The 18725-nt window shown below is 70.0% G+C and carries 14 protein-coding genes; 10 read left to right on the top strand and 4 right to left on the bottom strand.

Annotation, left to right across the window (positions count from 1 at the left end; all coding sequences use genetic code 11):
* Positions 1-178 precede the first annotated feature (178 nt).
* From ABTZ59_RS29975 to ABTZ59_RS29935, 9 genes are all read left to right on the top strand, one after another.
* Positions 179-823: a GntR family transcriptional regulator gene (locus tag ABTZ59_RS29975; RefSeq protein WP_351419949.1), complete on the top strand. Its 645-nt coding sequence runs from the start codon at positions 179-181 to the stop codon at positions 821-823.
* Entirely contained in the window at positions 820-1734 is a 915-nt protein-coding gene (locus ABTZ59_RS29970) for a dihydrodipicolinate synthase family protein (protein ID WP_351419947.1), read from the top strand. The genes ABTZ59_RS29975 and ABTZ59_RS29970 overlap by 4 nt, the downstream gene beginning before the upstream one ends.
* Entirely contained in the window at positions 1731-3485 is a 1755-nt protein-coding gene (gene araD / locus ABTZ59_RS29965; RefSeq protein ID WP_351419944.1) for an L-arabinonate dehydratase, read from the top strand. The genes ABTZ59_RS29970 and araD overlap by 4 nt, the downstream gene beginning before the upstream one ends.
* Positions 3486-3566: 81 nt before the next feature.
* Positions 3567-4520, top strand: coding sequence for a carbohydrate ABC transporter permease (locus tag ABTZ59_RS29960; RefSeq protein WP_351419941.1), 954 nt, complete (start codon positions 3567-3569; stop codon positions 4518-4520).
* Between the two features lie 8 nt (positions 4521-4528).
* Complete coding sequence (locus tag ABTZ59_RS29955) at positions 4529-5431, top strand: carbohydrate ABC transporter permease (protein WP_503003779.1); 903 nt, start codon at positions 4529-4531, stop codon at positions 5429-5431.
* A complete protein-coding gene (locus tag ABTZ59_RS29950) occupies positions 5428-6612 on the top strand; it encodes a Gfo/Idh/MocA family protein (RefSeq protein WP_351419936.1) in 1185 nt (394 codons plus the stop codon). Before ABTZ59_RS29955 ends, ABTZ59_RS29950 begins: the two co-directional genes overlap by 4 nt.
* On the top strand, positions 6609-7481 hold the full coding sequence (locus ABTZ59_RS29945; RefSeq protein ID WP_503003778.1) for a DUF6807 domain-containing protein: 873 nt from the start codon (positions 6609-6611) through the stop codon (positions 7479-7481). Before ABTZ59_RS29950 ends, ABTZ59_RS29945 begins: the two co-directional genes overlap by 4 nt.
* Positions 7482-7620: 139 nt before the next feature.
* Positions 7621-8958 (top strand): ABC transporter substrate-binding protein, encoded by a 1338-nt coding sequence (locus tag ABTZ59_RS29940; RefSeq protein ID WP_351419932.1) that lies wholly within the window; start codon positions 7621-7623, stop codon positions 8956-8958.
* 27 nt (positions 8959-8985) lie between these two features.
* The gene (locus ABTZ59_RS29935) at positions 8986-10299 is read left to right on the top strand and encodes a pectate lyase family protein (RefSeq protein ID WP_351419928.1); all 1314 of its coding nucleotides are present in this window, start codon (positions 8986-8988) and stop codon (positions 10297-10299) included.
* Positions 10300-10332: 33 nt separating this feature from the next.
* Here the strand turns inward: ABTZ59_RS29935 and ABTZ59_RS29930 are convergent, their stop codons facing one another.
* On the bottom strand, positions 10333-11184 hold the full coding sequence (locus tag ABTZ59_RS29930) for a putative protein N(5)-glutamine methyltransferase (protein ID WP_351419925.1): 852 nt from the start codon (positions 11182-11184) through the stop codon (positions 10333-10335).
* A gap of 400 nt (positions 11185-11584) precedes the next feature.
* Here ABTZ59_RS29930 and ABTZ59_RS29925 point away from each other — a divergent pair, with 400 nt between their 5' ends.
* Positions 11585-12655, top strand: coding sequence for a lytic polysaccharide monooxygenase auxiliary activity family 9 protein (locus ABTZ59_RS29925; RefSeq protein WP_351419923.1), 1071 nt, complete (start codon positions 11585-11587; stop codon positions 12653-12655).
* A gap of 167 nt (positions 12656-12822) precedes the next feature.
* On the opposite strand, the gene ABTZ59_RS29920 is transcribed toward ABTZ59_RS29925, so the two are convergent.
* The 3 genes from ABTZ59_RS29920 to ABTZ59_RS29910 form a co-directional block, all read right to left on the bottom strand.
* Positions 12823-13767 (bottom strand): esterase/lipase family protein, encoded by a 945-nt coding sequence (locus tag ABTZ59_RS29920; RefSeq protein WP_351419921.1) that lies wholly within the window; start codon positions 13765-13767, stop codon positions 12823-12825.
* Positions 13768-13956: 189 nt separating this feature from the next.
* Positions 13957-14937 (bottom strand): DNA polymerase Y family protein, encoded by a 981-nt coding sequence (locus tag ABTZ59_RS29915; RefSeq protein WP_351419920.1) that lies wholly within the window; start codon positions 14935-14937, stop codon positions 13957-13959.
* Positions 14934-18431: a DNA polymerase III subunit alpha gene (locus ABTZ59_RS29910; RefSeq protein ID WP_351419918.1), complete on the bottom strand. Its 3498-nt coding sequence runs from the start codon at positions 18429-18431 to the stop codon at positions 14934-14936. The genes ABTZ59_RS29915 and ABTZ59_RS29910 overlap by 4 nt, the downstream gene beginning before the upstream one ends.
* Positions 18432-18725: the final 294 nt, after the last annotated feature.

Below are 18725 nucleotides of genomic sequence, written 5' to 3'. Positions count from 1 at the left end.
GCTATGGGTCATCGCGGGCAACGTCAACGGTTCGCGCGATCCTGTTGGAAGCGCTTCACCGACTTCTGCGCGAAGCATTGACGAGGCATCCGGGCCGGCCCTAGCTTCATCGCGTCGTACTTCGTACGTCATATATGAGACACGAGATATATGAGACACGAGATGTGAAAGAGCGCCCATGGCCTTCGCCCCGAGTCCCATCCCCTCCCGCACCCAGTACGTTCTGGAAGCGATCAAACACGGCATCCTCACCGGCGGCCTCAGCCCCGGTCAGCCCCTGGTCGAGACCGAACTGGCCGCGCGATTCGGGGTGTCGAAGACTCCGGTACGGGAGGCGCTGAAGACCCTGGCGGGCACCGGCCTCGTCGTGATGAGCCAGTTCAAGGGCGTGACCGTCCGTACGGTCGACGCGGCCATGGCGCACGAGGTCTATGACGTACGCCTGTTGCTCGAACCGGAGGCCCTGCGCCGCTCCCTGACCCGCCGCGCCTCGCTGGAGCCCGCCAGGGAAGCCCTGGTCAAGGCCGACGAGGCGGCGGACCGGGCCGAACGGTCGCTCGCCAACCGGGAGTTCCACCGGGCGCTGTATCTCCCCTGCGGCAATCCGCTGCTCGCCCGGATGCTCGACGAGGTACGGGACCAGGCGGCCCTCGTCTCGACCGTCGCCTGGGCCGCCGTCCCGTCCTGGGAGCAGGAGGCCGGAGAGCACCGGGAGATCCTGCGGCTCGCGCTCGCCGGCGACGCCGAGGGCGCGGCCCAGGCCCTGCACGACCACATCGCCTCTTTCGTACACCGGGCGTTCCCCGAGGGAGACCACGCATGACGACCACCCCTGATCTCGACTCGTCGCGGGACGCGCTCGCCGATGTCGTGGCGATCCCCGTCACCCCGTTCGGCGACGACGGCACACTCGACGTCGCCGCCCATCGTGCTCTGCTGCGCCGACTGCTCGACGGCGGCGTACGCACCCTCACCCCGAACGGCAACACCGGTGAGTACTACGCCCTCAGCCCCGACGAGCGCCGCGTGGTCACCGAGCTGACCATCGAGGAGTCGGCGGGCCGAGCCTCCGTGCTGGCCGGTATCGGTCTCGATCTGCCGACGGCCGTGGCCGCGGCGGCACATGCCCGTGAGGCCGGGGCCGGGATGGTGATGGTCCATCAGCCCGTGCACCCCTATGTGTCACAGGCCGGCTGGATCGACTACCACCGCGCCATCGCGGACGCGGTGCCCGAGCTGGGCGTCGTCCCGTACATCCGCAATCCGCGGCTGAGCGGCGCGAGCCTCGCGAGGCTCGGGGAGCTGTGCCCCAATGTCATCGGGGCGAAGTACGCCGTGCCGGACGCGGCCGGCTTCGCGGCCTTCGCGCGTGACGCGGGTCTGGAACGCTTCGTCTGGGTGGCGGGGCTCGCCGAGCTGTACGCCCCCTCGTACTTCGCGGGCGGAGCCACCGGCTTCACCTCGGGCCTCGTCAATGTCGCCCCGGCCGTCTCGCTGGGGATGCTGGAGGCACTGCGGGCCGGGGACTACGCGGCGGCCATGAAGGTGTGGGAGCAGATCAGGCCGTTCGAGGAGCTACGGGCAGCGCGGCAGTCCGCCGACAATGTGACGGTGGTGAAGGAGGCGCTGGCCGCCCTCGGTCTGTGCCGGCGCGACATCCGCCCGCCGAGCCACGCCCTGCCCGAGGAGCTGCGTGCCGATGTCGCCGCGATGGTGGCGGGGTGGGCGATATGACCGTACCGCCCGAGGGGACGACCGTACGCCCCGAGGACCTGCGCAGTCATCGCTGGTACGGCGGCGGCGACGCCGCGACCGGTCTCCGCTCCTTCAGCCACCGCGCCCGCACCCGCCAGCTCGGCTATCTCCCCGAAGAGCATCTGGGCAAGCCCGTCATCGCGATCCTCAACACCTGGTCCGACATCAACCCCTGCCATGTCCATCTGCGGGAGCGCGCGCAGGCGGTGAAGCGCGGGGTGTGGCAAGCCGGCGGATTCCCACTGGAGTTTCCGGTGTCCACACTCTCCGAGACCTTCCAGAAGCCGACACCGATGCTCTACCGCAATCTGCTGGCGATGGAGACGGAGGAGCTGCTCCGCTCCTATCCGGTCGACGGCGCGGTGCTGATGGGCGGCTGCGACAAGACGACACCGGCGCTGCTGATGGGCGCGGCGAGCGTCGATCTGCCGGCCGTCTTCGTACCCGCGGGCCCCATGCTGCCGGGGCACTGGCGCGATGAGGTGCTGGGTTCGGGCACGGACATGTGGAAGTACTGGGACGACAAGCGGGCCGGGCTGATCGGCGCCGCCGAGCTGGCCGAGCTGGAGAACGGTCTGGCCCGGTCGCCCGGCCACTGCATGACCATGGGCACCGCCTCCACGCTCACCGCCGCCGCCGAGGCGCTGGGCGTCACCCTGCCCGGGGCTTCCTCGATCCCGGCCGTGGACTCAGGACACGACCGGATGGCCGCCGCCTCGGGCCGGCGCGTGGTGGAGCTGGTACGCCACGATCTGCGGCTCTCGAAGATCCTGACCCGGGAGGCGTACGAGGACGCCGTGGCCACCGTCCTCGCGCTGGGCGGCTCGACCAACGCGGTGATCCATCTGATCGCGATGGCGGGACGCTCGGGGATCCGGCTCACCCTCGACGACTTCGACAGGACCGCGCGCACGGTGCCGGTGCTGGCGAACCTCCGTCCCGGCGGCCGGTATCTGATGGAGGACTTCCATTTCGCCGGCGGACTGCCCGCGTTCCTCGGGCAGTTGACGGACGTACTGCACCTGGACCGGCCGACCGTCGGGCACCCCACCCTGCGAGAGCAGCTCGACGGTGCGCTCGTCCACAACCCGGACGTGATCCGGCCGCGCGAGAACCCCCTCGCGGCGGAGGGCGGGGTGGCGGTGCTGCGCGGCAATCTCTGCCCCGACGGCGCGGTCATCAAGCACATCGCCGCCGAACCGCGGCTGCTCCGGCACACCGGTCCCGCCGTGGTCTTCGACGACTACCGGACGATGCAGCGGACCATCAACGACCCGCAGCTCGGTATCACCCCCGGTCATGTGCTGGTACTGCGCAACGCGGGCCCCAAGGGCGGGCCCGGCATGCCCGAGTACGGGATGCTGCCGATCCCGGACTATCTGCTCAAGCAGGGGGTGCGGGACATGGTCCGGATCTCCGACGCCCGCATGAGCGGCACGAGTTACGGCGCGTGCGTCCTGCACATCGCGCCCGAGTCCTATGTCGGCGGTCCGCTCGCGCTCGTACAGACCGGCGACACCATCACCCTCGACGTGGCGGCCCGTAGCCTCCATCTCCATCTGTCGGAGGAGGAGTTGGCGCGGCGGCGAAGCGCGTGGACACCGCCGCCCGAACGCTACCGGCGTGGCTACGGCGCCCTCTACGACGAACAGATCACCCAGGCCGACACCGGCTGCGACTTCACCTTCCTGGCGCGGCCGGGCGAGGTGCCCGACCCGTACGTGGGCTGAACCGGCGGCCGCCCGGCCCGTACGTTCGGTATATCGAACACTGTCTGCGAAGCGCTTCACCAAAGGAACGGAGAAGCAGTCATGGCCTCAGCTGTGGCGCAGGACTCACCAGGGGCGCCACCGCCCCGGACGCCCGGAAAGCCGGGGCGCCGTACGGGAGCCACACCACGCCGGCTCCCGTATCTGCTGATCGCCCCCGCCGGACTGCTGATGCTCGGCTTCATCGCCTATCCGATGCTCAGCGTCTTCTACTACAGCCTCCAGAACCACAACGTCACCAAGCCCTGGCGGAACGGGTTCGCCGGTCTCGACAACTTCCGGCGGATCTTCACCGACGACCCGCTGTTCTGGGACAGCCTCGTCTTCAGCGGCAAATGGGTCGTCACGGAAGTCACACTCCAACTGGCCCTGGGGCTGGTGCTCGCGCTGCTCGTCAACCAGACCTTCATGGGCCGCGCGGTGGCCCGCGCCCTGGTCTTCTCGCCCTGGGCCGTCTCCGGTGTGCTGACGACCACCATCTGGCTGCTGCTCTACAACCCGTCCACGGGCGTCGGCCGCTATCTCGCGGACGCGGGCATCGGTGAGTACGGCTCGTCCGTGCTCTCCGACACCGGCACCGTCTTCTGGGCCGCCGTACTGGCCGAACTCTGGCGCGGTGTGCCGTTCTTCGCGATCCTCATCCTCGCCGACCTCCAGTCCATCCCCGGCGATCTGTACGAGGCGGCCTCGGTCGACGGGGCGAACAGGTTGCGACAGTTCTTCCACATCACACTCCCCCATCTCAGGGACGCGATCATCCTGTCCACACTGCTGCGGGCCGTGTGGGAGTTCAACAACGTCGATCTGCTGCTGACCCTCACCGAGGGCGGTCCTGCCGGTGTCACCACCACACTGCCGCTGTATGTGGCCGTCACCGGTTTCGAGGCACACGACTTCGGCTACGCCACCGCGCTGACGACCGTCGCCTTCGCGATCCTCCTCTTCTGCTCGATCCTCTATCTCCGCCTGAGCAAGTTCGGAGGCGACCACAAGTGACCGCTGTCATCACCGAGAAGGGCCTGCCCGCCGCGCCCGCGGACGGCGGCCGGAAGTCCCCGCCCCCACGGCGCAGGCGGCGCGGGCGGCGCGAGCGGGCCTTCGACGAGGTCCCCCGGTGGCAGATCTATCTACCGCTCGGCCTCTATCTGCTCTTCACCCTCGTCCCCTTCTACTGGATGCTGCTCTTCTCCCTGCGGCCCGCCGGCTCCACCTCGCTGGTGCCCTGGCCGGCCACCTTCGACCACTTCGAGAAGGTCTGGAACGAACGCGCCTTCTCGGTCTTCTTCCAGAACAGCGCGCTGATCGGGGTCTTCACCCTGATCTGTACGACGGGGGTCGCACTGGCCGGCGGCTACGCCCTGGCGCGCTTCGACTTCCGTATCAAGCAGGGCTTCATGCTGGCGCTGCTGTGCTCCCAGTTCATCCCGGGCGCGCTGATGCTGGTCCCGCTGTTCCAGATCTTCAAGAACCTCTCCCTGATCAACTCCCCGCTGAGCGTGGTCATCGCGGAGACGGTCTTCCAACTGCCGCTGTCGATCATTCTGATCAGCGGCTTCATCAAGAACGTGCCGTACTCCCTGGAGGAGGCGGCCTGGGTGGACGGCTGCTCACGGCTCCAGGCGTTCCGTATCGTCGTCCTGCCGATGCTGCGGCCCGGTCTGATCGCCGTCGGCTCCTTCGCCTTCGTCCACAGCTGGAACCACTTCCTCTTCGCCCTGATGTTCCTGATGGAACAGGACAAGCAGACCATCCCGGTCGGCCTCTCCACCCTCATCGGCGCGGACAGTGTGGACTTCGGGGCGCTCGCCGCGGGCGGTGTGATCTCCGCGGTGCCGGTCGTCATCGTCTTCGCCTTCATCCAGAAGTGGCTGATCACCGGCTTCAGCGCGGGGGCGGTGAAGGGATGAGCCTCCCCGTCGTGCTGGCAGGGGCGCGCGGTCACGGCCGTACGCATCTGCGCAACATCCGCCGTCTCGAACAGGCCGGGGCGGTACGGCTCGTGGGCGTCTGCGAGTTGGCTCCGCTGAGCCCGCGAGAGCTGGCCGAGGCCGGTTACCGCGCCCCCGGGCCCGCGCAGTCCGCCGACTTCGGCGAGTTGCTTGAGCGCACGGGCGCGCGGATCGCGGTCATCTGCACCCCCATCCACACCCACACGGAGCTGGCCCTCACCGCCGCGGCCCACGGTGTGCACACACTGCTGGAGAAGCCGACCACACCGTCGTACGCGGAGTACGAACGGCTGCTGGCCGGCCTCGACGAGCGGGGCACGGCATGCCAGGTCGGGTTCCAGTCGCTCGGCTCCCACGCGGTGGGAGCGATACGGGAGTTGATCGCGGACGGCGCGATCGGACGGCTGCGCGGGATCGGCGCCGCCGGGGCATGGGTACGCGACGAGGCGTACTTCCGGCGGGTCCCCTGGGCGGGACACCGCACCCTGAACGGACGGGACGTCGTGGACGGGGTGCTCACCAACCCGCTCGCGCACGCGGTGGCGACCGCCCTGCGCATCGACGGCAGCGATCTGGCCGATGACGTCCGCGAGTCGGAGCTTGAGCAGTACCGAGCACATGACATCGAGGCCGACGACACCAGCTGTCTGCGGCTGAGGACGGCGAGGGGGACCCGGATCGCGGTCGCGGTCACCTTGTGCGCGGAGCGGAACGCGGAGCCGTACGTCCTGGTCCACGGCACGGAGGGCCGGATCACCTTCTGGTACAAGCAGGACCGGGTGCTGGTGGAGCGTGCGGGCGTGGGCCCGGTCGAGACCGTCCACGCGCGTACCGACCTGCTGGAGAACCTGCTCGCGCATCTGCGCGACGGCAGCGGTCTTCTCGTACCGCCCCGCCGTACGGGTGCCTTCACGCGGATCGTCGAGACCATCAGGACCGGGCCGTTCCCCGAGCCGCTGCCCGCGGACGCCTGGTACAGCGCGCCCGGCGAGAAGGCGCCGCGCCGGATCGTCAAAGGCATCGACGCGCTGATCGAGGAGAGCGCGAACTCCCTGGCCACCTTCTCCGAACTGGGCGCGAGCTGGGCCGTGTCCCCGGCGCGGGGACAGGACCCGGCGATGCGGGAGCCGCCGCGGTGAGCGGCGCACGGCTCTCCCGGGCCCACGAAGTGACGGTACTGCGCTGCGACGTCGGGCCCGTGGCCGATTACGTACACCGGCCTCGGCTGGCCGGGACGCTGTCGCCGCGCCCCTATCTGCATCCGGTACGGACCCTCGGCGGTGTCACGGTCACGGAGCTGGGACCCGCCGACCACCCGCACCACCTGGGCGTCTCCATGGCGGTGCCGGACGTCGCGGGCGCCAACTTCTGGGGCGGGCGGACCTACGTACGCGACCGGGGCCCGGTATGGCTCGCCAACCATGGCGCGCAGCGGCACACGGACTGGCTGCTGCGCGACCCCGACGGTTGTGTCCAGGAGCTGTGCTGGACACACGGCGACCGGCAACTGCTCAGGGAGCGCCGCACGATCAGCGCTCTCGCCCTCTCCGGCGACGCGTGGGTCCTCGACTTCACCTCGTCGCTGACCAATGTGTCGGACGGGGAACTGTCGCTCGGCAGCCCGGCCACCAACGGCCGTACGGGGGCGGGGTACGGGGGGTTCTTCTGGCGCGCGCCCAAGGGGGACGCGGCGGGCCCGGCGCCCGACGTCTTCACCGAGGGCGCGTCCGGCGAACGCGCGGTGCACGGGAGCACCGCGCCCTGGCTGGCGCTGGCGGGCCGGGACTGGACCCTGATCTTCGCCGGGGCGAACCGGGAGACCCGCGACGACCCCTGGTTCGTCCGTACCACCGAGTATCCGGGGGTCGGCTCCGCGCTGGCCTGGCGGCGGCGGCTGCCGCTGCCCGCGGGCGGCAGTGTCTCCCGGCGTGTGGTGACGGTCGTCGCGGACGGCCGGCTCGACCGCCGGGCCGCCGCCGCGCTCGCGCGCAAGGCGGTGGCGGTATGAGGGGCCGCGCCGCGCCCGAACCATCACGTCACACCGCCTTCGGACACCCTTCGGACACAAGCCTGTCCGGCGGGCAGGGGCGGTGGGGCGCCCCACCAATGAACTCAGCAGAGAACCGATCGAGAGGGAAGAGCCGGCCATGAGGATTTCCAGCACGTACAGAGGGCGGGCGGGCGCGGTCGTCTCCCTGACGGCGGTACTCGCCCTGACGGCGACCGCGTGCGGTGACGACGGGAGCGGCGGGAGCGGCGGCGAGGGCTCGGGCAAGGGGGAGATCACCCTCTGGGACAACAACACGGGTGAGCGCCGGGAGATCTGGGCCCAGATCATCAAGGACTTCGAGAAGCAGAACCCGGACATCAAGGTCACGTACGTCGGTCTCCCCATCGACCAGGTCCAGGCGAAGTACGACACGGCGATCGAAGGCGGCGGGCTGCCGGACGTCGGCGGTGTCGGTACCGCCTATCTCTCCAACCTGGTGATACGGGACGTCCTGGAGCCGCTCGACGACCGTATCGACGCGGGTCCGCTCAAGGGCAGGCTCGTGCCGGCGCTGGTGGACAGCGTCAAGGCGGCGGGCGGCCGGGGGGACACCATGTACTCGGTGCCGACCTCCACCAACAACGGCACGCTCTGGTACCGCACGGACCTGTTCGCGCGGGCCGGGCTCGAACCGCCCACCACCTGGCCGGCGTTCTACGCGGCGGCGGACAAGCTCACCAAGGCGGGGACGGACCAGTTCGGTTACACCATCCGGGGCGGCGCGGGTTCCATCGCCCCGGCGATGGACGCGATGTACGGACAGTCCGGCATCACGTCGTTCTGGAACGGTGACAGGACGACCGTCAACGATCCGAGGAATGTGGCGGCGCTGGAGAAGTATGTCGCCCTGTACAAGAAGGTGACACCGTCCGCCGACGTCAACAATGACTTCATCAAGATGGTCGCCCAGTGGGACAACGGCACGATCGGCATGCTGACCCACAACCTCGCCTCGTACCAGGACCATGTGAAGGCGTTGGGGAACGAGAAGTTCAAGGGTCTCCCCTATCCGGCCCAGGAGGACGGCACACGCGTCCAGGTCTCGAACCCGGTTGACGGGCTGGGCCTGTTCAAGAACAGCGAGAACAAGGCCGCCGCCTGGAAGCTCATCGAATTCGCCGCCTCCCACAAGTCGAACAGCGCGTGGAACGAGTCGGCGGGGTCCATTCCGGCGAACACCGATGCCGCCGGGGACGCCTGGATCCAGCGGGCGGAGCCGACCGCGGCCGCGATGAAGGCGCTCAGCGACGGCACGACCACGATCGTCGACCTGCCGTACTACCTGCCCGACTGGAACACCATCAGCAAGAGCGGCAACGAGCCGAACTTCCAGAAGGTGCTGCTCGGAGACATGACCGCGAAGGAGTTCGCGGACAAGGTCGCCAAGGAGCTCAACGAGGCCCAGGCGGAGTGGAACGAACAGTCCAAGGGCTGACCTGACCGAGGAGGAGTTGGAGGAGTCATGCGCAGAGGCAGACAGCGGGCACTCATCGTGGCGACGGGGCTGGCGTGCGTGATGGCGCTGCCCCCGGCCGCCCTGGCGGCACCGGCGCTCGTACGGCCGTCCCTCGAACGGACCGTCCTCGCCCCGGACGACGGCTGGGCCGCCGCCGACGGCGGCACCACCGGCGGCCGGAGCGCCGACCCCGCGCACATCTACACCGTCACCACCTGGGCCGAGTTCAGGACGGCGCTGGCCGACGCGGCGGGCAGCCCGTCGGTCATCCGGGTCAAAGGGACCCTGGACGCGCTCAGCGACGCCCAAGGAACCCCCCTCACCTGCGACGACTACGCGGCGGACGGCTACTCCCTCGCCACGTACCTCGCCGCGTACGATCCGGCGGTCTGGGGCCGCGAGAACCCGGTCAGCGGCGAACAGGAGGACCTGCGCGCCGCCTCCGCCAAGAACCAGGACGCGCAGATCAAGGCGTACGTCCCGGCCGACACGACCATCGTCGGCGTGGGGCGGGACGCCCGTATCCTCGGCGGCAGCCTCCAGGTGAAGGATGTCGACAACGTCATCATCCGCAACCTCACCTTCGAGGACACCTTCGACTGCTTCCCGCAGTGGGACCCGACGGACACCGAGCTGGGCAACTGGAACTCCGAGTACGACAATGTGGTGCTCTACAACGCCACGCATGTGTGGGTGGATCACAACACCTTCACCGACGGCCGTCGCCCGGACAGTGAACAGCCGTACTACTACGGTCGGTTGTACCAGCAGCACGACGGGGAGCTGGATATCGTCCGGGGCTCCGATCTGATCACCGTCTCCTGGAACGTCTTCGCCGACCATGACAAGACCATGCTGATCGGCAACAGCGACAGCGCGGCCGGCACCGACCGCGGCAAGCTGCGGGTCACCCTGCACCACAACCAGTTCAAGAACGTCGTCGAGCGGGCGCCCCGGGTCCGCTTCGGCCGGGTCGACACCTACAACAACCACTACGTCGTCCAGCGGTCCGGCTACGGATACTCCTTCGGTATCGGTCTCGAATCCCAACTGGTCGCGGAGAACAATGCGTTCACGATGCCGGCGGGTATGAGCGCCGGGCGGATCCTGAAGAAGTGGAAGGACTCACCGGTCACCACAGCGAACAACCACGTCAACGGGAGGCACGTCGATCTGCTCGCCGTCCACAACGCGGAGGTCCCCGAGGAGACACTGCGCCCCGACGCGGGCTGGACACCGACGCTCCGCACCCGGGTCGACGACCCGCGCGCGGTCCCGTGCCTGGTGGACGGCGCGGCGGGCGCCGGAAAGCTCCGCTGACCGAAGACGTGGGACAGGACCTACGGACAGGGTCTAGTGGGCGGGCATGGTTCCCACGACGACGGTGGCACACAGCTCCTCGGAGCGTGCCACGCGTGGGATCAGCCCGCTCCCGGCGACGGTCTCGACGGCGCGTGCCGCCTGGTGCTCGCTCGTCTCGACCAGCAGGCACCCGCCCGGGGCCAGCCAGCGCGGCGCCTGCGCGCTCACGCGCCGCAGGACGTCGAGCCCGTCCGCACCACCGTCGAGTGCCACCCGCGCCTCATGGATACGGGCCTCCTGGGGCAGCAGTCCGACCTCCTCGGTGGGTACGTACGGCACATTGGCGAGCAGGATGTCCACACGGCCCCGCAGGGTGGCGGGCAGCGGACCGTACAGATCGCCCTCGTACACCCGGCCGCCGACGGCCGCGACATTGCGCCGGGCGCAGCGCACCGCGGCCGGGTCGATGTCGGCGGCGTACAGCTCGGCCCGGCCCAGGATCCCGGCCAGCGCGGCGCCCAGCGCGCCCGAGCCGCAGCACAGGTCGACCACGACGGCTCGGGACCCGGCGAGGGCGGTGGCGGTGGCGACAGCGGCAGCCGCCTGTCGCACAAGGAATTCGGTGCGGCGGCGGGGTACGAAGACCCCGGGGTCCACGGCGATCCGCTGTCCGCAGAACTCCGCCCAGCCGAGGACGTGTTCAAGCGGCAGACCGCCGACGCGCCGGTCCACCATGGCGGCGAGATCCTCCGGCGTCGCCGCCGTGGAGATGAGCAGCCGCGCCTCGTCCTCCGCGAAGACACAGCCGGCGGCGCGAAGCCTGGTGACGATGACGGACTCGGTCGCGGAAGAGGACGGAGAAGAAGACGGAGAGGGGGAGGGGGAAGGAGAAGGAGCTGACATGAGAGGGGGGAGCCTTTCGGGATGCCGATGGGCACTCCCGGCGGTCAGCTATGCCTGCGGGACCGCTCGGCCGTGAGAAGGGAGCACCCGACCTGATACAGCGGTAATGGGTCTCGCCTCCTTCGGTAGGTACGTCCACAGCTCGTACTGCGCTGGTCACCCTACCCGTCCCGAGGGCTTCCGGGCGACTTCCCAGGAGCGTGACCGGGGCTTCCTGAGGGGTCTCTTAGCCGCTCCTTAAGCCGAGCATAAGGATCGCCCTCACCCGCTCCCCACAGCCGATTTCGCGGTCCGGGGCGGCTAGTTTGCTGACCGCTGGGGCGGTACGGCGACGGGGAGGTCACCTGCCGCTCCGGCTGTCCTCCTCCCCGCTGCCGCCGCTCCGAAGGAGAACCAGTTCATGACCGTTCGACGTACGGCCACCGGGATCGTCGTCCTCGGCCTCGCTCCGCTCGCGCTGGCCGGGCTCGCCGCCGTGCCCGCCGCCGCCCATGGGTCGATGACCGATCCGGTCAGCCGGGTCGCCGCGTGTTTCGCCGAGGGGCCGGAGAGTCCGCGGTCGGCGGCGTGCAAGGCGGCGGTCGCGGCCGGCGGAACGCAGGCGCTCTACGACTGGAACGAGGTCAATATCGCCAACGCCGCCGGGAACCACCGGCAGTTGATCCCGGACGGCAAGCTGTGCAGCGCGGGCAAGGACAAGTACAAGGGACTCGATCAGGCGCGTGGCGACTGGCCGTCGTCCGAGCTGGCGCCGGGCAACCGCACCTTCCGCTACAAGGCGACCGCGCCGCACCGCGGCTCCTTCGAGCTGTATGTCACCAAGGACGGCTATGACCCGGGCAAGCCGCTGAAGTGGTCGGATCTGGAGGAGAAGCCCTTCCTCAAGGTCACCGATCCGAAGCTGGAGAGCGGCGCCTATGTCTTCGACGGCGTCGTCCCGAACAAGTCGGGCCGTCATCTGATCTACTCCATCTGGCAGCGCTCGGACAGCCCCGAGGCCTTCTACACCTGCTCCGACGTGGTCTTCGGACAGGACAACGGCGGGGCGGGCGGAGGAGCGCCGACCGCTTCCGCGCCCACCGACGAGAAGATCGCGGAGGGTACGGAGAAGTCCACCGTCGAGCACAACGGCCATGGTGACCTCGGTACCGACGCGACGAAGGTCTCGGCGAAGGACACCCCGGCGACCCCGGCGACCCCGGACACCGCGGCCACCGCGGAGAAGCGGCCGGACACCAGCACCGACGCCTACCCCGGCACCAACGCCGACGCCCACGCCGAAGCCGGTGCCGAGGCCAACTCCCCCGAGGTGCAGAGCGCCGGCGGTCAGGACACCCTCGCCACGACCGGCGGCGACAGCACCACGTCCTACCTCGCGATCGGTGGCGCGGCGGCGCTCGCCATCGGTGCCGCGGTGACCTTCGGAACCGCTCGCCGCAAGGCCGTATCGGCCGGGCGTCATAGCCGCTGACCCCCGCCGTACGGCACCCCACACTGCCTTCCGCCACCGGGAACTCCCCGGCGGCGGAAGGCAGTCGTGTGTCTACGGGGATACGGGGATACGGGGATACGGGGATACGGGGATACGGGGATACGGGTGTACGGGTGTACGGGTGTACGGGTGTACGGGTGTACGGGTCAGCCGATCACCGACGAGCAGGTGGTCGGGGTGGCACGGGCGGGATCGAGCGCGTTGGTCACCTCGTGGAAGGCGATCCTGTCGATCGTCCCGATCGCCACATGCTCGGAGATATCGACCGGGCACAGATCCTGGAGCAGCACATTGCGTACGTCGGGGCCGGTCAGGAACTGCGACCGGTACGGGGTGACCACCTCGTCGTACCGGGTGGCGATCACGGTGTAGCGCACCCCGGGAACGGTGTCGCCACCCGCGTTGAGCTTGGTGAGGAAGGCGGATCCGGCCACCTGATCGGCGAGCCCGGGGGTCTTCTCGTTCAGCAGATCGCCCGCGCCGGGGAAGTACGGCAGCAGCCGGGTCAGCCCGAGCAGCGTGCTGCCGCGGTTGGAGGGGGCGAGGCCGACCAGGGCGTTCACCTTCGCCGCCCCGCCGAGGAACTTCAGGTAGTGGCGCGGCATCATGCCGCCCTGGGAGTGGCCGACGATATCGACCTTCGCGGCGCCGGTGGCGGCGAGCACCTTGTCGACATAGGTGGCGAGTTGCCCGGCCGAGGCGTCGATGGGGCCGAGGCCGTGGAAGAACGGGACGCCGGGGAGTTGCCCGTAGTCGAGCGAGAAGACGCAGTACCCGCGGTTCACGAGATACGGGGCGAGGCCGAGCCAGTTGTCGACGGCGTTCCCGAGGGTGCCGTGGACCAGGACGACGGGACGGGGATGGGCGGCCGAGGGCTTGCAGGAGTAGTCGTTCCAGCCGCTGCTCGACGCGGAGACAGCGGAGACGGCGGGGTCGGCGGAGACGGCGGGGTCGGCGGAGACAGCGGCGGTGGGGGCGCCGGGCACGGCAGTGGGGGTGGCGGGGGGCGCGGCGACGGCGGGGGTGGCCAGGCATACAACGGCCAGCAGCAGCGCGGTCAGTGGTCCGAGCGCGCGCTTCCAGGGCAGCATCGTGTGATCTCCTTGCGGCTCAAGGGAAATGGCGATGACTGTCAGCCCTGTGGCCCGGACCACAAAGATGCTTCCGCTTTGAAGTTACGCATGAGTAAGGTGAAGAAGGGAAGTTACGCGTCGGTAAAAAGTGCGACGCGCGGCACCGGTTTGTGCTGTCGGCACTCATCCGCGACCGCGTACAAGCGGTCAGTCGGCCAGAGCCGCCGGTCGGACGGCCTCCGGCCCGAAGCGGCGACGCGCACGGTCCGCGGCGGCTTCGGCCGCGCGAGCACGGGCGTCACCAGGATCCAGGGAGAGTTGACGGTAGGCGCTGCCGGCCGGCCACAGGTCGTCGGCGCGGATCGCGAAGGCCCGGACCCGTGCTCGCTGTAGACCGAGAGCCGTCAGCAGACCCAGGGCGGCCACGGCGAGGGCGGGTGAGTGGTCGGTGGGTTCCGGGAGCGCACGTGTGCGTGTGGTGGAGGTGCGATCGGCGTATCGCACCGTGAGGGTGATACGGCCGGCCACCCGGCCTTCACCGCGCAGGCGTTGACCGATCTGCCCGGCCAGCCCCAGGACGGCTCGATGATGCTGTGCCGGATCGAGGCAGTCCCGGTCGAGCACGCGCTCGGCGGTCAGGTGCGCCACCGGCTCCCTGGGGGTGACCGGGCGGGGGTCGTGGCCTCGGGCGCGTTCGGCCAGCAGCCGCGCCTGGTCGACACCGAGAAGACGCTGAAGGGTCGCCGGGGGCGTGTCGGCGACCTGACCGATGGTGTGCAGACCGTATCGGCCGAGTGTCGCCGCCGTGGCGCGGCCGATCCCGGGCAGTGCGGTGACGGAGCGCGGGTGGAGCCAGTCGGCGGCCCGTTCGGCGGGGACCCAGGTGGTCTCTCCCGGCGCGGACGAGTCGGCCGCCATGACGGCGAGCATGCGGTTGCCCGCGAGTCCGGCGCTGCTGTCGATGCCGTAGAAGGCCTTCAATCTGAGCTTCGCCAACTGGACCACGTCGTAGGGAGACAGGTCGAAGTACCGGAGCGCCGAGGTGAGGTCGAGCTGGACGGCGTCGGGCGGGGCGGCCTGGACATGGGGCGTAATACCGGACATCAGTTCGATGAGATCACCGTACTGATCCTCGGCCAGTGCGGCGTGCGGATAGAGGTGGGCGATATGCCGCTGTCGCGTGGTCATCCCGCGCTCCCCGGGCTGATGTGGCCGAACTTCTTCAGATCGGCCGAGCGGCTGCCGGGAGGCTGGAGGTCGGCGTACGGATGCAGCCGGGCGCCGGTGGTGCCGTTGGCAAGGGTGCGCCGCGGCTGGGCGGGGGTCGGGTGCGGGCGGTCGGCGCCGAGGAGGGCGAGCGCGGCCTCGGGACCGTTGTCGCGGCGGGCGGCGGCGATCTCGTCCAGGTCCCAGGCCATGGTGCCGACGACGGTGCGGCGGGTGCCGCGCACCTGGACCGTGCCGCGCACCAGCAGCAGACCGCTGTGGAAGACGGTGTACGCGCAGGCCGGGTGGGAGTCCTCGAAGAACGCCAGGTCGACCAGGCCGGAGCCGTCCTCCAGGGTGACGAAGATGACGCGTTTGCCGCTGGCGATCGGCGGGGTCTGGGTGGAAGCCCGTACGCCGGCGACGAGGACCTGCTGACCGGGGCGCAGACCGGCCAGATGCGCCGCGTCGGTCGCGCCGATCTCGCGCAGCAGCCGGTGATGGTGCTCCATCAGATGCTTGGAGACGTCGATGCCGAGAGTGCTCAGCTCGGCGCTCAGGGCTTCGCGTCCGGTCATCTCCGGCAGACCGCTCGGCTCCGCTCCGCCGACGGCGTTCGCGTCGATGGGCAGTTGGCCCTTGCCCGCGGACCGGGTCCGGGACTGCCGGTGGAGTTCGGCGATCTGGAGCAGCAGATCACGGCGCGTGAGACGGCCGTCGTGCAGGCGGTTCAGGGCGCCGATCTCAGCGAGGCGTTCGGCGACCGGTCTGCTGGGATGGGCCCGCTGCCAGAAGTCCGACAGCGATCCGTACGGCTGGCCCTCCTCGATCCGGGCACACTCCTCCGCGCTGATGCCGTGCACCGCGGACAGCGCGAGCCGTACGCCCCAGCGCCCTCCGTCGGCCTTCTCCACGGTGTGCTTCACCCTGGAGTGGTTGATGTCGACGGACAGCACCGGCACACCGCGCCGACGGGCGTCGGAGACGAGGACTCGCTTGGGCCACATACCGGGGTCGTGTTCGAGGAGACCGGCCAGCAGGAACGCCGGGTAGTGCGCCTTGAGCCAGGCGCTCTGCAGGGCCGGTACGGCGAAGGCGACCGCGTGGGCCCGGCAGAAGCCGTAGGCGCCGAAGGCCTCGACGGTCTTCCAGACCTCGTCCCGGACGGTCGCGCTGTAGCCGCGCGCGGCTGTCTCCCGGTCGAACCAGTCCTTGATCCTGGGCAGTCGGTTCTTGTCGCCGAGTGCCCGCCGGGCGATCTCGGCCAGCGCACGGTCGCACCCGGTCATCACCGACAACGTCTCGATGATCTGCTCGTGCCAGATGGTCACGCCGTAGGTGTCGGCGAGTACCGGCTCCAGGTCCGGGTGGGGGTAGGACGGTGAGCCGCCGTGGCGCGCGGCGACGTACCGCTCGGGCATACCGCCGGCGACGGGCCCGGGACGGAAGAGGCTGATGTCGGCGATGACGTCCTGTGGGTCGCGGGGTTGCAGCCGGGACAACAGATCCTGCTGGCCGGGTGACTCAAGCTGGAACAGGCCCAGGGTCTGGCTCTCCTGGATGAGCTTGAACGCGAAGACGTCGTCGAGCGGCACCTGCTGGGGATCGTCCAGGTCGATGTGGTTGCCGGTGGTCCGTTCAATCTCGGTGACGGCGTGGGCCATCGCGGACTGCATCCGTACGCCCAGAACGTCCAGCTTGATGTTGCCCAGGTCCTCGATCTCCTCCTTCGCCGCCATCGCCATGGGGTAGTCGCCCTGGGGTGTGGGCTGCACCGGCAGCCGGTCCAGGAGCGTGGCGTCGCTGATGACCACCCCGCACGGGTGCATGGCCATGCCATGGACCAGGGAGTCAAGGCCCTCGGCGAGCTCCCACAGCGGCCCGAACCGGTCCGCCTCGGCCGCCAGCTGCCGCAGTTCGGGAAGCTCGGCGAGCGCGCCGGTGATGTCCGAGGCTCGCAGGTGCGGGAAGCTCTTGGCGATCCGGTCGATGTCCGCGGGCGCGATGCCGAGGGCGAGGCCGGTGTCCCGCAGGGCCCGGCGGGCCCGGTAGGTCTCGGGCATCGCGGTGACCGCCACCCGCTCCTTGCCGAACCGGTCGAAGATCGCGTCGTAGCACTCCAGCCGTCTGGCGGACTCCACATCGATGTCGATGTCGGGCAGCGACCTCCTGCGCACGCTCAGAAAGCGTTCGAACAGCAGCCGGTGGTCGAGCGGGTTGGCCGTGGCGATGCCCAGCACATGACAGACCAGCGATCCCGCGCCCGAGCCGCGGGCCGCGACCCGGATGCCCTTCTCCCGGATGTCGGCCACGACCTGGCCGACGGCGAGGAAGTACGAGTCGTAGTCCAGCTTGGAGATCACATCGAGCTCTTCCTCCAGTCGATCGAGCGCGGCGCGGTCGCGGTCCAACCCGCGTCGGGCCATGCCGGCCTCGCACCGCCGGCGCAGCAGCTGCGCGGCTCCACCCGCCCCGGGGCCGCCCGCGCCGGGTCCGCCCGCGCCGGATCCGCCCGCCCCGGGTCCGACACCGAAGAGCGACGGTTCCGGGAAGTGCGGCGTGCCCAGCCCGAGGTCCGCCGCGGGGTCGACCGCGCACATGGCCGCCGTGGCGGCGGTGTCCGCCATCAGACGACGGGCCCGCCGGGCATCCGCTCCGGCGCATTCGGCGATCATCCGCGCGATGACCGTCATCGCCCTTTCGTCCTTCAGCCAGCGCTGTCCGCTGTCCAGCCGGCGCCGGTCGATCGGCCGCAGCAGCCTCGCGGCGTCCAGGACATCGGCGAGCCGGTGCTGGTCGGGGTCGGCGTAGCGGACGGCGTTGGAGAGCACCGCGGTGGTGTGGGTGCGGTCGGCCAGTGCCAGGGTCCTGGCAGCCAGCCGAAGCGATCCGGGCCCGATGCCGAAACGTTTATGCACAACAGCTTCCAGCCTGAGTCCCTCACCGAAGATCTCCTGCCACGGCGCCAGCAGCTTCATCGCGACGTCTTCACGTCCGGCCGCCAGGGCCCGCACCGGCTCCGAGAGCGGTCCGAGCAGCACGGTCAGACCGGGGCCGCCGTGCTCGCGCAGCGCCTCCCACGGCACCACCGGCGCCGTACCGGATACGGCACCGACATGGGCGGCCGACGTGATACGGCACAGCCGCGCCCATCCCGCCCTGTTCCGCGCCAGCAGGACGAACCGCAGCGGCGGCTCGACGACATGCGCGCCACCGCGCGCCGGGGTGCGGCGCCGCTGGACCGGCGGCGGGGGCGCGAGGGCCTCCACCGCCAGATCGACCCCGAAGACCGGCCGGACGCCGGCCCCGGCGCACGCCCGCGCGAACCGGACAAGACCGGTGACCGTGTCCCGGTCCGTGAGCGCGAGCGCCGTCACGCCCCGCTCGGCCGCCCGCCGGACGAGTTGTTCGGGGTGGGCGGCTCCATAGCGAACGGAGTAACCGGACGCGACGTGCAGATGGGCGAAGCCCGCCATGTCGCACCTCCATCACTCCACCCCTTTTCTGCCGTACACCCGATATGTTCATCGTACGCTCGTTCGATTACTCTAACTCCATCAGTCCAGGTCAGCGACCAGATTCGAACACGCAAACGATTCCTGGAGCGAGGGGCGGCGGCCGAGGCGGACGCCATGCCGTCACCTCCTCGGCCAGGCAGCGCAGTTGAGGAAAAACCCCGATCGAGGCGCACGAGTGAGCGACGGTTCGCGACACCAAAGACACTCTCCGTCACGGAACGGTCACACAGAGAGGGGCCCGGTCCACCACAG

The sequence above is a fragment of the Streptomyces sp. NPDC094034 genome, assembly GCF_040303865.1.
Lineage (GTDB): Bacteria > Actinomycetota > Actinomycetes > Streptomycetales > Streptomycetaceae > Streptomyces.
Note: the sequence above shows the minus strand (reverse complement) of the source record. Positions and strands in the feature narration are given on the sequence as shown.

Bases quoted from the DNA above. Each gene is read 5' to 3' on its own strand.
- ABTZ59_RS29975 (WP_351419949.1), top strand. From the start codon at position 179: ATGGCCTTCGCCCCGAGTCCCATCCCCTCCCGCACCCAGTACGTTCTG.
- ABTZ59_RS29970 (WP_351419947.1), top strand. From the start codon at position 820: ATGACGACCACCCCTGATCTCGACTCGTCGCGGGACGCGCTCGCCGAT.
- araD (WP_351419944.1), top strand. From the start codon at position 1,731: ATGACCGTACCGCCCGAGGGGACGACCGTACGCCCCGAGGACCTGCGC.
- ABTZ59_RS29960 (WP_351419941.1), top strand. From the start codon at position 3,567: ATGGCCTCAGCTGTGGCGCAGGACTCACCAGGGGCGCCACCGCCCCGG.
- ABTZ59_RS29950 (WP_351419936.1), top strand. From the start codon at position 5,428: ATGAGCCTCCCCGTCGTGCTGGCAGGGGCGCGCGGTCACGGCCGTACG.
- ABTZ59_RS29940 (WP_351419932.1), top strand. From the start codon at position 7,621: ATGAGGATTTCCAGCACGTACAGAGGGCGGGCGGGCGCGGTCGTCTCC.
- ABTZ59_RS29935 (WP_351419928.1), top strand. From the start codon at position 8,986: ATGCGCAGAGGCAGACAGCGGGCACTCATCGTGGCGACGGGGCTGGCG.
- ABTZ59_RS29930 (WP_351419925.1), bottom strand. From the start codon at position 11,184: ATGTCAGCTCCTTCTCCTTCCCCCTCCCCCTCTCCGTCTTCTTCTCCG.
- ABTZ59_RS29925 (WP_351419923.1), top strand. From the start codon at position 11,585: ATGACCGTTCGACGTACGGCCACCGGGATCGTCGTCCTCGGCCTCGCT.
- ABTZ59_RS29920 (WP_351419921.1), bottom strand. From the start codon at position 13,767: ATGCTGCCCTGGAAGCGCGCGCTCGGACCACTGACCGCGCTGCTGCTG.
- ABTZ59_RS29915 (WP_351419920.1), bottom strand. From the start codon at position 14,937: ATGACCACGCGACAGCGGCATATCGCCCACCTCTATCCGCACGCCGCA.
- ABTZ59_RS29910 (WP_351419918.1), bottom strand. From the start codon at position 18,431: ATGGCGGGCTTCGCCCATCTGCACGTCGCGTCCGGTTACTCCGTTCGC.